General features: G+C 37.8%; 11 protein-coding genes. 2 read left to right on the plus strand and 9 right to left on the minus strand.

What is annotated here, in order from left to right; translation table 11 throughout:
- Nucleotides 1-68: 68 nt before the first annotated feature.
- Nucleotides 69-584 carry a single-stranded DNA-binding protein gene (locus tag E4661_RS13605; RefSeq protein ID WP_136467997.1) on the minus strand — a complete coding sequence of 172 codons (516 nt, stop codon included), beginning with the start codon at nt 582-584 and terminating at the stop codon, nt 69-71.
- A gap of 1,334 nt (nt 585-1,918) precedes the next feature.
- On the opposite strand from E4661_RS13605, the gene E4661_RS13610 reads away from it, so the two are divergent.
- Nucleotides 1,919-6,745, plus strand: coding sequence for a RecQ family ATP-dependent DNA helicase (locus tag E4661_RS13610; RefSeq protein ID WP_136467998.1), 4,827 nt, complete (start codon nt 1,919-1,921; stop codon nt 6,743-6,745).
- A 439-nt stretch (nt 6,746-7,184) separates the two neighbouring features.
- Here E4661_RS13610 and E4661_RS13615 read toward each other — a convergent pair whose 3' ends face one another.
- From E4661_RS13615 to E4661_RS13655, 8 genes are all read right to left on the minus strand, one after another.
- Nucleotides 7,185-7,532, minus strand: coding sequence for a hypothetical protein (locus E4661_RS13615; RefSeq protein WP_136467999.1), 348 nt, complete (start codon nt 7,530-7,532; stop codon nt 7,185-7,187).
- Nucleotides 7,533-8,008: 476 nt separating this feature from the next.
- Nucleotides 8,009-8,812 carry a DUF4138 domain-containing protein gene (locus E4661_RS13620; RefSeq protein ID WP_136468000.1) on the minus strand — a complete coding sequence of 268 codons (804 nt, stop codon included), beginning with the start codon at nt 8,810-8,812 and terminating at the stop codon, nt 8,009-8,011.
- A 12-nt stretch (nt 8,813-8,824) separates the two neighbouring features.
- Complete coding sequence (gene traM, locus E4661_RS13625) at nt 8,825-9,784, minus strand: conjugative transposon protein TraM (RefSeq protein ID WP_136468001.1); 960 nt, start codon at nt 9,782-9,784, stop codon at nt 8,825-8,827.
- Nucleotides 9,774-10,391, minus strand: a complete 618-nt coding sequence (locus tag E4661_RS13630) for a conjugal transfer protein TraK (RefSeq protein ID WP_136468002.1) — start codon at nt 10,389-10,391, stop codon at nt 9,774-9,776. The genes traM and E4661_RS13630 overlap by 11 nt, the downstream gene beginning before the upstream one ends.
- Entirely contained in the window at nt 10,391-11,230 is an 840-nt protein-coding gene (locus E4661_RS13635; protein WP_136468003.1) for a hypothetical protein, read from the minus strand. The genes E4661_RS13630 and E4661_RS13635 overlap by 1 nt, the downstream gene beginning before the upstream one ends.
- A gap of 3 nt (nt 11,231-11,233) precedes the next feature.
- On the minus strand, nt 11,234-11,803 hold the full coding sequence (locus E4661_RS13640; protein WP_136468004.1) for a conjugal transfer protein: 570 nt from the start codon (nt 11,801-11,803) through the stop codon (nt 11,234-11,236).
- Between the two features lies 1 nt (nt 11,804).
- Nucleotides 11,805-14,216, minus strand: a complete 2,412-nt coding sequence (locus tag E4661_RS13645; protein ID WP_136468005.1) for a TraG family conjugative transposon ATPase — start codon at nt 14,214-14,216, stop codon at nt 11,805-11,807.
- 270 nt (nt 14,217-14,486) lie between these two features.
- Nucleotides 14,487-14,774 carry a hypothetical protein gene (locus tag E4661_RS13655; RefSeq protein ID WP_136468007.1) on the minus strand — a complete coding sequence of 96 codons (288 nt, stop codon included), beginning with the start codon at nt 14,772-14,774 and terminating at the stop codon, nt 14,487-14,489.
- 203 nt (nt 14,775-14,977) lie between these two features.
- On the opposite strand from E4661_RS13655, the gene E4661_RS13660 reads away from it, so the two are divergent.
- Nucleotides 14,978-15,607, plus strand: a complete 630-nt coding sequence (locus E4661_RS13660) for an N-acetylmuramoyl-L-alanine amidase family protein (protein ID WP_240751484.1) — start codon at nt 14,978-14,980, stop codon at nt 15,605-15,607.
- Nucleotides 15,608-15,680 lie beyond the last annotated feature (73 nt).

Here is a 15,680-nt window from a genome sequence, read left to right on the forward strand (position 1 = left end):
TTTTTAGCATTTAGACTAATGAAAAAGAGGGCAAGGCGTAACGTGGCGTGCCCTCTTTATTTTCAAAGTCACACTGTTTTAAGCTGCGCGTTGTCCTTCCTTTTTACTATTACTTCTAGTTCTCCGCTGTGGCTTTTTTTCCCTTTGGGTTCGTCTTTGTTTTCTTGGGTGGTGGTTTCCACCAAAATATTATCCTGCTCTTTTCCCTCTTCCGTCTGTGCTGGAATTTCGTTTATAGTGGTACTTTCACTTTTAGAACCCAACAATAAAACCTCACTTGCTACAATTTCGGTGACGTAGCATTTAACACCCATTTCATTAGTGTAGCTTCTTGAGATAAGTTTGCCCTCAATGGCAATTTCTTTACCCTTATGGGTGTACTGCTCAATAATATCCGCCTTTTTGTCCCATGCAACTACAAAATGCCATTGTGTAGATTGCACCTTTTCGTCCTGTGCATTTCTGTAATACTCATTTGTCGCCATTGAAAAACGAGCTACTTTGATACCGTTTTCAAGGTTCATAATTTTTGGGTCGTTCCCAATGTTTCCGATTAACTGTACTTTGTTTCTTAATGTACTCATGACTTAAAAATTTAAAAGATTAATATTAGATTTTGCCTTATCCAAAAGGCTTTTAAAAATTGATTTACTAATTATAATTTGATGTGCTTTTGTTCCCTGTTCTTTTAACTTTTGCATGGCTTCTGATTTACGGGTTTTGCAAAATTTCATCTTATTTGTTCTTTTTTATTAGATGTAATCCAAGTTTCATTTAAGGGGGTGTTTGTTTGATTCTTGCGTGCGTAGCACAATAAACAATGTGGGTTTTGTCAAGACTTTTAAGAGAAAATCGGGAGTGTTTGCGACGTAGAAAAATCCTTGGATTTTCAAGGAAGTAGAAACCCTATTTTTTATTAAAACTTGCCGGTGGTCTTGACAAGTTCCATAAGGGAGTTAGAAATTCTTTTAAACTCATTTGGCGACGTGAGTGTACGGAAAGTTAAGCTCACTAGACTGATGTGGTTAAACTAGAATTGCTTATTCCATGCCTATTTTTCGCTTGCGCCGAAAAATAATAAAGGCATTTTTTATTATCAGACCCCTTAAATGTATAAGTCAAAGTTTTGATTTTTAGAAATTATAAAGCAAAATCCAAAGAGGTTTTTTGCCGATAATTACGTTAAGAAAATCAGAAGTTTGACGCTTCCTATTAAAACATCTAATTTTCAAAGCCTTTTATTTTTGAAAAGGGAAACACCAGTTTTAGGGTACTGGAGAAACCTTTTTTGAAATTGACTTTATGCAATTGCTTAGACTGATTTGAAAAGTTTTTTGTCCAATTTTTCCTAGGCAGGAAAACGCTTTTTCAAAGAGTTTATCGGATAATTTGTGAAGTCATGGCATTACCATGTGACAATTATAATTTGTATTTGTTTTGTTGAAAATTCAATTTCAGTTTCGGCAATATGTAGTCCATGGGGACATACTTTTCTATAAAACCTAAACCGTCCAAAAGTCTTTTTGAAGCCTTCCATAAAAACAAGAGATTGGAAATCATGTTCATACAACCGGAAAGCCCTTGAAATGTATTCATGGAACGGTTGAACAGGCATTATCGTGAGGGCGTACCTGATGTATATTGGTTCAATGACCTGCACCAAATAAGAAGATAGACCAAAAAATGGTTGAAAGATTACAATATAGAGAACCCGCACTCGGCACTGAGGTACATGCCACCGAGGGAATACAGAAACCACTTCGGAGAAGAATTCTTTCCCGAAACAAACATTATTAATCAAAAATTGTTGAATTTAGAGCTGTCCTAAAAAGCATATGATTTCAGAAAGGGTAAGGCTACAGCACTATTAGGAAAAACAAGAATACCAGGAAGATATTATTTTCTTGTTTATTAATTTATGAATTCAATTGCATTCGTTGATACAGAAATTGAGCCGAAAAGCCAAAAGATCCTTGACATCGGAAGTGTCAAGGGAGATGGCAGTTCCTTCCATAAAACTTCCATAGCTGAGTTCAAACAATTTCTCAACGGAACCCAGTTCGTATGTGGGCACAATATTTTTAATCACGATATAAAGTATATTGGCAAATCCCTGAACGAGGCTGGAATAGACCCATCCAATGTAATTGACACGCTTTATCTTTCCCCTCTTCTGTTTCCGACTAAACCATACCATAGATTAATTAAGGATGACAAGTTACAATCGGAGGATCTGAACAATCCCCTGAACGACTCCATCAAAGCAAAAGATCTGTTCCATGATGAAGTCGCCGCCTTTAAGCAAACCGACAAGACCTTTCAACAAATTCTTTTTTTATTACTGAACCCCCATAGGGAATTCCATTCATTTTTTCATTTCATCGGTTATACGAGCGACAATCTGAACATAGAAGGTCTGATCCAGAATAAGTTTGGAAAGGAAATCTGTGAGGGTGTGGACTTGAAAAAACTGGTTTCGGAGCATCCTATTGAACTGGCCTATGCCCTATCACTGATAAACTCATTCATCCAACATAAAAAGGTAAGGTCAATTACACCTCCCTGGGTATTGAAGAACTATCCTGACGTTGAGCGTATCATGTTCCTTTTAAGGAACAAACCTTGTATTACTGGGTGCCCTTATTGTAACAGTGCATTGGATATACACAAGGGGCTAAAGCGGTTCTTTGGTTTTGGTTCTTATAGAACTTATGGCGGTGAACCATTACAGGAAAAAGCTGTAAAGGCCGCCGTAAACAATAAATCCATTCTTGCGGTCTTTCCAACTGGAGGAGGAAAATCCGTTACTTTTCAAGTACCTGCACTGATGAGCGGTGAAAACTCCAAGGGATTGACCATTGTTATCTCCCCTTTGCAATCCCTGATGAAGGACCAAGTGGATAACCTTGAAAAGAACGGTATTACGGAGGCCGTAACCATAAATGGCATGCTTGACCCTATCGAAAGGGCTAAATCCTTTGAACGGGTTGAAGACGGTTCCTCATCCATTCTTTATATTTCTCCTGAATCCTTGCGCTCAAAGACCATAGAACGGTTAATTCTGGGAAGGAAAATAGTCCGTTTTGTCGTTGATGAAGCGCATTGTTTTTCATCCTGGGGACAGGATTTCAGGGTGGATTACCTATACATTGGAGATTTTATCAAAATGATCCAGGAAAAGAAAAATCTTTTGGATGGCATACCTGTTTCCTGTTTTACCGCCACCGCAAAACAAAAAGTGATCGAGGACATCCGGGATTATTTTCGGGAAAAGCTTTCACTTGAGTTGGAAGTGTTCGCTTCCAGGACATCGCGAACCAATCTTCAGTACATGGTCCTTGAAAAGGCCGACGAGGAAGAAAAATACCAAACGGTGAGGGATTTGATCGAGACGAAAAATTGTCCGACCATTATCTATGTTTCAAGGACCAGAAAGGCCTATTTGCTTGCGGAACGCTTGACCGAAGATGGTTTTAATGCAAGACCGTACCATGGCAAAATGGACATACAGGAGAAAACCACTAACCAAAACGCATTCATTTCCGGGGAAGTCCCAATAATGGTCGCAACATCGGCCTTCGGCATGGGAGTTGACAAAAAGGATATTGGATTGGTGGTCCATTATGAAATATCCGATTCCCTTGAAAACTATATCCAAGAAGCTGGAAGGGCCGGAAGGGACGAAAATATTGTTGCGGATTGCTATGTGTTGTTCAATGAGGAGGACTTGGGCAAACACTTCGTCCTTTTGAACCAGACCAAGCTCTCCATCAAGGAAATCCAACAGGTTTGGAAGGCCATCAAGGAAATCACAAGATTTCGGTCAACGGTCTCCAATTCTGCCCTTGAAATAGCGCGGAAAGCCGGCTGGGATGACAATGTACTGCAAATTGAGACAAGGGTTACGACTGCCATAGCGGCGTTGGAAAATGCAGGGTACCTGAAACGGGGACAGAATATGCCCAGGGTCTTTGCCAATAGTATCCTCTCCAAGAGCGCCCAAGAGGCTATCGATAAAATCAATGCTTCTAACAGATTTGAAGGAAAGCAAAAGGAAAAAGGTATCCGGATTATAAAAAAGCTCCTTTCAAGTAAAAGCAGAAAACAATCAAATGAGGAAACCGCTGAGTCAAGGGTCGATTACATCAGTGACCATTTGGGAATTGCCAAGGAAGAAGTGATAAACATTGTCACCCTGCTTCGTGAGGAAAATATCCTGGCAGATGCAAAAGACCTGACCGCTTTTATAAGAAAAAGGGAAAACAAGAACCGCTCCCTTAGAACAGTGGACCAGTTTAACAAATTGGAAAGGTTTCTACTTCCCTTGATTGAAGAACAGGAAAAGATCCTCCACATAAAAGAAATGAATGAGGAGGCTGAAGAAAATGGATGTATTGATGCTTCACCCAGTAAGATTAAGACGATTATCAACTTTTGGGCCATTAAAAACTGGGTAAAACGGAAAAATCTGACCTATTCAAAGAACCATGTCACAATGTTTTCCCTCCACTCGAAGGAAGTATTACAGGAAAAATTGGAAAAGCGTCATGAATTGGCAAGGTTCTTTATCGAGTTTCTTTATGAAAAAACGAATTTGAACTTGCCCACTGTAGAGACAGGAAAAGAAGAAATAATGGTTGAGTTCTCCGTGCATGAATTGAAAGATGGTTTTGAAAGATCCATTTCAAGCTTCGGGAAGAAAGTATCCATTGAAGAGGTTGAAGATGCCCTATTTTACTTATCCCGCATTGGTGCGATAAAGATTGAGGGGGGCTTTCTTGTTGTCTATAACCGACTGACCATTGAAAGGATTGAACAGGACAACTATAAGCGATATACCAAAGATGATTACCAACAACTCAACCAGTTTTACGAAAACAAGATACAGCAAATCCACATTGTTGGGGAATATGCCAAGAAAATGATAGAGGATTATCGGGACGCCCTTCAGTTTGTAGAGGATTATTTCCAATTGAACTATAGCTCTTTCCTAAAAAGATATTTTCCGGGCAGTAAGGTTGACGAACTCAAGCTGAAAATGACCCCTGGAAAGTTCAGGCAACTTTTTGGGGAGCTGTCCCCGACCCAATTGAAAATCATAAAGGACAATGAAACGCAATATATGGTTGTGGCCGCTGGCCCCGGCAGTGGAAAAACAAAGGTGTTGGTGCATAAATTGGCATCCCTACTCCTTATGGAAGATGTAAGGCATGAACAATTACTCATGGTCACTTTTTCGAGGGCAGCTGCCACAGAGTTCAAAAAGAGATTACAGAAGCTGATAGGCGGTTCAACTCATTACATAGATATAAAGACTTTCCATTCTTACTGCTTTGACCTTTTGGGAAAAATAGGGAATCTTGAAAAGTCCTGCGAAATTTTGAAAAAGGCCATCGAGAAAATCAATAACAACGAAGTAGAGCCCAGTCGGATCACAAAGACCGTTCTGGTAATCGACGAGGCTCAGGACATGGATGAGGACGAGTTCAATCTTGTAAAGACCCTAATGGAACGCAATGAGGATATGAGGGTGATTGCGGTTGGAGATGACGACCAGAATATCTATGAGTTCAGGGGAGCGAGTGCAAAATACCTAGAAGAGTTCATACAGGTAAACAGGGCCATCAAGCATGAACTCATCGAAAACTTCAGAAGCAAAAACAACTTGGTCGATTTTACCAACCAGTTCGTGAAATTGATTCGTCACCGATTGAAAAGCACCCCGATCATTGCAAAGCAAACAGATAATGGAAACATAAAAGTGATCCACTACCAAAGTGAGAACCTCATAAGCCCTCTTGTAAATGATGTTTGTGGTACGGGACTTAAGGGAACCACCTGTGTACTTGCCAAAACGAATGACGAAGCATTGCAACTTACTGGACTGCTTTTAAAAAATGGAATGCAGGCAAAATTGATTCAGTCTAATGACGGCTTCAGTTTATATGATCTAGTGGAAATCAGGTTCTTCCTAAGCTATTTGGATTTGGGGGATGATGTGTTTATCATCACGGATGATAAATGGGAAAACGCCAAACGTAATCTCAGGGATAAATTTCGAAACAGTACAAAACTGGACATCTGCAATAACATCATAGGGGATTTTGAGGAGACCAACCCAAAAAAGAAGTACAAATCCGACCTTGAGGTTTTCATCAATGAATCCAAGCTGGAGGATTTCTACAACCAGAATGGGGAGACTATTTTCGTTTCGACTATCCATAAGGCCAAGGGCAGGGAATTTGACAATGTATTCTTGATGCTCGACAATTTCAAGCTAATGACCGAAGAAAAAAAGCGCCAACTCTACGTTGCAATGACCAGGGCCAAACGAAACCTAAACATCCATCTTAATGGAAGTTACCTTGACCATATTAGCACCGATAATTTGGTAAGGCTGGAAGACAGGACCATTCATGTGCCGCCAAAAGAAATGGCAATGCACTTAACGTATAGGGATATATGGCTTGATTACTTCATAACCAGGCAGCACTTGGTTTCCCAATTGACAAGTGGAGATAAATTGATTTTTAATGGGGACGGATGCTTGAATTCCAACGGGCAATCCGTTTTGAAGTTTTCACAGCAATTTATAAGGCAGATGCGGTTAATGGAAGAGCGGGGCTATAAACCGAAGATTGTTAAAGTGAACTTTATCGTTTATTGGCTTAAAGCGGAAACACAGGAGGAGGTCAGGATTGTAATCCCGGAGGTATACTTTATTAAGGAATCGAATACAACCTAGGCAAAAAAAACTTTTTGATTTCAGATCGAACAAAAATAGCCATCGATAATTCGGATGGTTTTTTAGGGTTTATGAGCTTATTAAAGTTCAAATGCAAGGATTTTATGCTCAATCTCCTACATTCGATGCTCCAAGGTTGATTGATTTAGGAGTTATCAGATTGATAAAATGGGCATCCTTTTTTCTTCAAGCCCTAAACTGTAGTTTATATAAAATGGAGACCTATCCCGTAATCGTAAAAGGTTGCTTTCATATTAAAAATTTAATTAGATGATTTGTGCTGGAATTACCTAAAACATTATTAATATATTAGGAAAATACAACAAATTATTATCTTGATATTCTTGTTTTTTCTAACATAAATGGATGTAGTCAATCTATTTGGAACCAGAGAAAAATATAGAGGTTTTAAGTGTGTCTATTAGCAACACAATAGTGTTTACTGATCAAATGGAGGGAGTTCTTCATTTTTTAAGTCCAAAAAATATTCCCTTAATTCAAGGTAACAGACCTCCATACTTACCATGTCATTTTTCTTTTTATGGTAATTATGGTGGACATATGAAAGTACAAGAGCATTTTCATCGATATCGCCCACTTCATGGCTGTACATTTGCGTTGCAGTCAAGAAATCCATAGCATAGGGTCTATGTGAACAGGTATTTTGTTCTCGTATTTTATCCACTTCGGAACGAAGTTTGCCTAACAAAGTTTCATCACCCATCAAATAGGTATACCTAGGGCCGTGACCTTTGGATTCAATTTCCCTATAAATATTTTCTTCCATCGACCAATTTTTGGATAACTTAGTATTAGTGAGATACCCTTACCGTATAAAACAGTGAGGGCGGTACTTCAACTTATTCCTAGAGAGGTACGACCAAGCACCTTCGACCAAATAAGAGAAGCCCACCCTTTACGATGGGCGTTCTGCTTATAATCCTCGGTCTTAAAAATGGTCGTTTTCCCTAAGAGAATTATAGCATAACGCTATTGTTATATTTTATCTGCTTTTATTTCTTTATAAAATCATTTTGAATTACGTACACAAAAATACGATTATATTTCGTCAGGGATTATGGAGTGTTGAATTAAACTCTTTCTGAACATCGCTTAACTTAAGCGATGTCATTGTCTTGTCAAAAAATATTATAGATTTATCTATGGATAGGGATACCGCTATTATCTGGCAAATAATGTGTCTATATCACACATTGAAAAAAAAAGCCCTAGAAACTTCTAGGGCTCTTTGATTAACTATTTCTATTTCCAAACCAAATTAACTGACCTAACCGTATTTTGTTCTTGCAGCCTAGCCATAATCTTTTCGTTTTTATCAATGGCAAACTTTGGAACTACATAGACAAATCTTGCCTTTGTGTTCGGTAAAATTTGGTCCTGGACATTATGTATATAAATAGGCTTCATTGGAATTTCCTGATAAGATGCATTCCGTATGTTATTACCGCTTACTTTATAAATGTTCAAGTAATCAAAATTAAAACGGATTTCCGATTTGTTCTCGATTTCAAATTGGATATATACGTTGTCACCATGATAGTACTGGTTCTTAACGCTCAGTTTTACATTACCTTCGATTTTTCTTTTGTTTAATTTTTCCGGAAGGTTCAATAATGATTCACAAGAGGAGTGAAGCTGATCCAGGGAATCATCAACGGAAATACTGTTTTTTGAAACATTGTTTTTAATTACCTCCTTTCTTTTGGTAGTTCCAATACTCTCATCTTGATGGATAAAACGATTTGGGTTTTTCAGGTTTTCCGAATACTTCAGGATATAGGAATATACCTTGCCATCAGTTGTAATGACCAGTAGATTACTGTCCGTACCCTTAATGGCTTTTAAAAGCCCTAAATTCTGCTGTTTTTCCCTGTTATAAGTAAAAACAAAATTGTCCGAACCTGTTAACCCTTGTTTGATGTTGGATGGGAAAAAAAGTGCCATTGTCATACGCTCGTTGGCGTAAATAGTGTCCAATTGTTCATTTTTTTTTGCATGAGCTGAGAAAACCAATCCCAAACACACTATTATCAATTTTTTTTTCATGATATAAATTTTTTATTGTCGATTATCGACTTTTAAAATGAGTTTATAATTTTTATATACTGTTGACTTTACAAGACGATTGGAACGTTGAAATATTTTTTTAATCCCCCTGACCTGCGGAACACCGGGTACGTTAATATCATCGATTGCATCACCCACGAGCTGCCTTTTTAATTCTTCCCTAAAACTGTTTTCAATATAGATACCATCCAAACCATCCCGAATATCACACGCCTTAAATGAAACTGGATGACCGTCAATATTCTCTATTTTTAATAGCACCCTGTTCGGCTTAAAGCTGACAATACCGAAAAGAGGTGTATTCTTTGGTATAAATTTGTCGCCTATTACAACATCATCCAGAGTACGCATTTCCAAACGGTCATTTGCTTTGATGACCTTTTTTATATCAGTAGTTACTCTTATGTTAAGAGGGGATTCTGTTTTTGTATCTGGTAGTGGATTAGAAGCAAAGAACAATTGCTGCTGTAAGCCTATCTCCTTTGTTTTGATTTCAAGTTCAACAATGGGTTTTTGCTCTTTGAGAGCAATATCCTTTACCTCTTTTTGTTTCTTTTGCTTCTGTGTTATGGCATTTACAATACTGTCCTTTACGTTATTTCGGTATTCTCCTATACTGTAATTTATCTTACCGTTATTGTATATACTATCTACCAGACGAGCTTTTTCTTTTTCAATCAAATCAGGGTCAAAAAGTCCTGTTGAATCCAATAGTTTTTCATCATAGATGCTTGGGGCGTTGGTCTGCCTGATTTCCTTTAAATCGTTCACGGCATCCAATCTGGATGAATATTGCTCTTGTCCGGCCTCCAAAGTAGGGACTAAAGGTTGTAAAAGTTCATCTTCAGGTGAATCATTATCGCCAAAGGTCATTACCGAATAAGCGATAATGAAAATAAGCACTGCGCCTATAACCACTGCGAAAGTGGTTTTTTTCTTATCAATTTTCATAATCTATTTTTTTTAATGAATTCTCGAAATAATCTGTTATTAGAAGTGCGTTAGTATTCTTGGGAAAGTTTCTTTTTTCCAAGTGAATCAGCTTACCGGTAGTGACCAATTCATAAGTGTCGATTATCGACCCCCTGTTGATTTGAAATACGGTCACGGTCTTAAAGGGGTATGGTTCTGCTGTAAGGTCAATTTGTGAATCAATATCGATTACCTTTTGTACCAAAGAATATTGTACCAACCTGTTATAAACCCCATCGGCTTTTTTCTGACGGTACACGTTGTCCACGGACTCATCACCAAGCCAAAGGGATTTTTCAATATTGTTTTCAAAATTGGTGGCATCAATTCCGTAGAAATAAGAATGGAACAGGTCTAAATGGTTCAACGCTTCAACCTGTAAACCTTCTATTTGCTCCATCCATTTTAAGGGCATTACCTCGCCGTTTCTTCCAATGGCAAAAGCCCCATTAACGGCTTTGTTGAACATCTTGACAGAAACTAGGCTTGAAATCACTGTTGAAAGGGAACAAGCTATAACAATGGTCAAAACAATGAACCGATTTAGTCTTAATACTTCGTATATGTTTTTATAGGGTGTTTTCATTATGTAAATAATTTAAAAGTGAACGAGGTTGCCCTTTTGTAGAGCTTGAACTTTAAAAAGACAATGAAACTTATTGTTCCCATTTCAATGATTGGAGCAAAGACCAAGCTTCCAAATTCTATCCCAATTAGATTGACCCAAAAATTGTTAGTGAATTGGGCGTATAGCTCATTTATAAAAATGTTGACCAAGAAGAATGCTGGAACCAACATATAAACTGCTGCATACAGTTTGAAAAATGTATAGGCCATTGACCTGAATTTTTCAAATACGGCAAGGCTTATAATCAATGGAAAAAAGGCTTGCATAATTCCAAGCAAGAAAAACCGCTCTGCCAAGAAAAGAGGGTAAATAAGAAGTTCAATCAACCAAAGAAATACGCTTATTATAAATGCAAGCATCCTTAACCCAAGCAGGGGAGAAGCAAGAAACTCATATAATAAGGTCATCCCCCTTACCGTAGCATTGAGTACTCCGGCATCTTCTTCCAAAGGAATATCCTGTAACTGCAAAGGGAGCAGGGTAGGAGCGGTATTACGATACCCTGTTTCAATAGCTACCAAAATGGTATCGAACACTGCCAAGACCTCTGTGGAGAATATAACCAGTATGACCACCACAAAATTCTTTACTAGTTCAGTAGGAGTAAGCCCCCATGTATAACCATCCCTACTGGCAACCCCTTCATTATATTTTTTCAAGATGTTTATCAGAAAAAAAAGAATGGCAAGGGCTTTCATCCCTACAATGGTGTACTGCAAAAAGTCGCTGTCCTTTATGGTCTGGAACACGGCATCCACATATTCCAGACCCGCTATAAGTGGAATTGCAAGTTGCATGGCTTAAAAATTGGTTTCCCTGTTGTTTATCCTGTCCTGCATTTTCCGAAAAGAAATGATGTCGTTGTACCGCTTTGTCTTGCGCTCAATCTCGGCGACCATTTCTTTGGAGCGTGTTTCCTTTTCTTTGAGTACGCTTGCACGCTCTGCATCTGTCATTTTCAGAAAATCACTGGACAGAATCTGCTCCACAAACTCCAAATCTTCCAAGGAGTTTTCTATGATGACATCAAAAGATTGCGAAACCCTTGTGATTTCTTCTGGTTTGATATAGGGAGAACTTAAAATGTCCCGTAAGTCATCCCGAACCACATTAAAAAGACGTTGATTGTTACGGGTAAGTTCACGAACCGCCTTTAACTGTTTTACGATATTGCTTACCTTTTCGATACGCTCTTTTTGTTCTCTTAGAAATTCGACGGTCTTTAACAGTTCGGCGGTCTGTTTTGCCGATTCCAATATCTGTTTGCCCAATGTGATAAAATTGGTGTTATCATAAACGGGCATTCCCTGGGCTTTTATTTGCCCAAAACTTGCGAGTGCCAATAGGCACATAAAAATTAATTTTCTCATATTAATATTGTTTTAAATGAATGAATTGCTGAATTGCTTTTTCCATAGTTCCGTGCTTATGGAAAAGCTTTAAAATGGTTTGGTTATCTGCTCCATCGGTCAAGTATGCAGCAAAAACCTCTTTGGGAACTTCCAATCGAAATATGTTGCTCTCCTTTCCGATTTTTATAAAAATCTCGGTGTACTTGCGCTTTCCGGAAAGGTTGTTCTTGATAGATTTAAGCTGATTAAGGTCGTGGGAAGAAAGGTTCAATCGTTTTACAAGCTCGTCATAACCCTTTTCATTGTTCAGGCTATAGATGACCTGTGTATTTTCCAATATGCTTGCCGAAGTGGAATTGTTCGGCAATTGATTGATGGATTGTAGAATAACCCCGACTGCCCCGTTTTGCTTTCGGATTGCCTGATAGTAGAATTCTACCGACTCAAGTACATTTTCAAACTTCAATTGTTTGGCAAACTCATCAAACAGGATAATCCCTTTTTCTTCTTTGTTCTGCCAAATGGTACGTTGGATAGCGGTCTTGATAAGTTTGAGCATAACGGAAAGGATTTCCTTGTTGTCCTTTACCTCGTCTAACTCAAATACTATGAGTCGTTTGTCCTCTAGTCTATAGGATTGGTCTTCCCTTTGTTCAAAAAGAAAACTATAAATGCCATCATCAACATATTCAGAAAGGATTAATAAGAAGTTATCGAGGTCTATTACTTTTTTAGGTATGAGTAAATCTTCAAGAAGTGCATCTTTTTTGTGGGAAACAAAATCAAAGAAACCCTGCAATGAATGTCGTAACCGTACCTCTTTGTAATAGTGGACTAATATTTTTTTAAGTGCTACTTGTTTACCTTTATTGGAATCTGTTATTCCTTCTCCAAATAATTCAAGTAGAAAAACCGTTAAGTCCTCAATTCTTTCGGCAGTAAAATCATTCTCTCCTGAAATATAAAAAGGGTTGATTCCTAATGTTTTACCACTTTCATATCGTAGCACCGTAAATTGTTCAGGATAGAGGCTAGCAAATTTTGTATATGAGCCTCCTAAATCAATAATGACCAAGCGAACCCCAGTTTCAAAAAATTGACGTAAAATATTGTTCGCCAAAAATGATTTTCCTTCACCTGTCGGGGCAAAAATGGCAAAGTTCTTAGCCTTGATATGCTTTTTTTCCTCGTCCCAAACATCCTTTAGAATGGGGATATTATTCTGCCTGTCATTAAAGATGATACCTTTTGCATCACTTCTGTAATTGGTATTATTTACAAAAAGGCAAAGAGCATGTTTCAAATCTGTTACATATACATCTTCATTGGAGAAATTGGATGAAAAACAGGGGTAACTGTTAAGGATATAATTCTTGCGCTGTTCGGCTCTTGGATAAAATGGTACTATATCAAGTTCTTTAAATTCTGATTTTATCCGAGAACCTATACGCTCTAAATTATTGATGTTACTATCCCAATAAATAATATTGAGATGCCCCCTTATGATTCGTGCATTATCATCATTGTTGATTTGATTTTGTATATGCTCAATCTTTTTAAGAATGACCTTGTTCTGTGTGCCAAAATTTGAACTCTTCTTCAGTTCCTCAATTTTCTTGTCAAGCAGCTTTCGCCATTTCTGTTTATCATCCAAGTAAATAATTTGGTTGATGATATGGTTTTCATCAAGTGACAACCCAAGCCCATCAATAAAACCCTGGTGAAAAACAAAATCATCCGAGGTAAAGCGTTCGTTGATTTTACTAGTCTGTACACTATCGCCAAAGCAGGATTCACTATTGACCGCCAATACATCGAAATGATTGTTGCCTATGGTGACTTTGGATTTTTCCAGTACCATATCGGTATCGTAGCCCAAATTGAAACCGTTGAAAAAGTCATTGGAAAGTTCTAATATTTCAGATTCCTGTAAAGGCAATAATCGAACTTTACGACTATTGTTGATATAGGTAATAGAATCATTTACAGACCCTAAAAAGCTATGGGCGTTTTGATTCAATTCTCCGTAAATCCCTTTGCTTACCTTTCTAAATGGATTTACATATCTAGGATTGTTAAGTGCTTTGTTCTTAACAAGAGTGACGAACAGATAACATTTATGGGCTATATATTCCCGTCCCTTAAAATGGTCATGGGTAGCTTTTGCCAAAAACGTATCTGTGGGCAAATATTCTGAAGTAAAGGACTTTTTTGTGTAGATGTCCTGTTTGTGGATTACCGTACCTACGGGTAAGGACTTGAACGCTTGGAACCAAGCACCGTGCAAGTCCTCAAAATCCTTTTCGGACTGCGAATAAATTTCAGGAAGTTCTACGTCGTAACAGGCTACAATGTTGCCATTGTTGGCAAAAATCAGATTGTCCCTTATTTCAATAATTGGATTATATGTGGCAATATTAATAGTTGACATATTGTAGTATGTTATTTCGTTTGTTGCTAATAATTTTTGGAAAAACGCTACCTAAGTTTAGCGTGAGTGGCTTTCTGGCAATTTTGGTAAGTATGATATAAAGCGACCCGTTCCAAAGAAGGGCTCCTATAATCACCAAAAAACTGAATGAAAAAATGATAATCAGTAGCGATGCCAAAATGGAGAGCATTAGCATTGCAAAGAGGGATATGGGTAGCCCCCATATCATTGCCCTCCTGCGAATGTTTTTATATACCCCGTACTTTCTCATTACACTACAATTCCAATGAGATAAGTAAAGATGCCCACTACCGCTCCTGCAATAAGGACAAAGACAAGTACTCTGGTAATCCCTTTTTTGAGGTCTGCATTTTCCCCGAAAAAATGACCCGCATTGAACAGGAATCCTATAAGGAAGATTACTCCTAAGAGTAAAGGGAAAATAGCCCTAATGGTATCGGAAACATCATTGACAGAATCTTCGATACCTCCAATTTGTGCAAATGTGGGTAGGCTCATCAGGAGCATAGCCCACGTTAGTTTAATAGTTTTTCTCATAAAACTGGATTTTGTGGCTTCCCGAATTACAAAGCGGAAAACCTGTTAAAAATTTGTTTTTGAGAAATCTATAAGCGATAAGGCTGAAAGGATTGAAATCCGCAAATATTAACTGGTTATGGCGTTAAATTTTGAAGAATAATCAACGAATGTTCCTAAACTTTGAAAATTGCATAAACAGAAATTTTAAACTAAACAGCATTATGAAACGGATATTTATTACATGTTTAATGCTCTTTATTCTATGGGTAAATGGTGCAATCGGGCAAGAAAAAAGGGTAGTTGTCATAGATGCGGGACATGGGGGAACAGACTTAGGCGCAATCGGAACCAATCAGATAAAAGAAAAGGATATAACACTAGCCCTTGCCCTTAGTATGGCACAATTGAACAAAGCATTGTTAAACGATGTCTATGAAATCTATCTGACCAGATATACAGATACTCTAATTTCCTTAAACCATAGAGCCAAACTTGCAAGAGTATTAAAACCAGACCTATTTATTTCGTTGCACTGTAACCATGCCAAAAATAAAAGGGCAACGGGTATAGAGATATATCTACATCGTGGTACATCCTTAATAAAAACAAATCAAAAAAAAGGAAATGATATTGCCGTTTCAATAAATGAGGTTCTTACTGAAAAATTGGGTTATCGAAGCAGGGGTATAAAACAAGCAAATTTTCAAGTACTACGGGAAACCGTTGCAACCTGTCCCGCAATTTTGGTGGAACTGGGATTTTTATCCAATTCAGATGAAGCCGGACATTTGGAGTCAAAAAATACTATTAACGCATTGGCATTGGCTATTCTAATGGCAATTAAATTATAAGATTATGGCAGCAATATTTTTAAGCCTTGTGAGAACATTGAAAGAAATTATTATAGCGGTAAGCAAAGAATTG

It is taken from the genome of Flagellimonas onchidii, from assembly GCF_004804315.1.
Classification (GTDB): domain Bacteria; phylum Bacteroidota; class Bacteroidia; order Flavobacteriales; family Flavobacteriaceae; genus Flagellimonas; species Flagellimonas onchidii.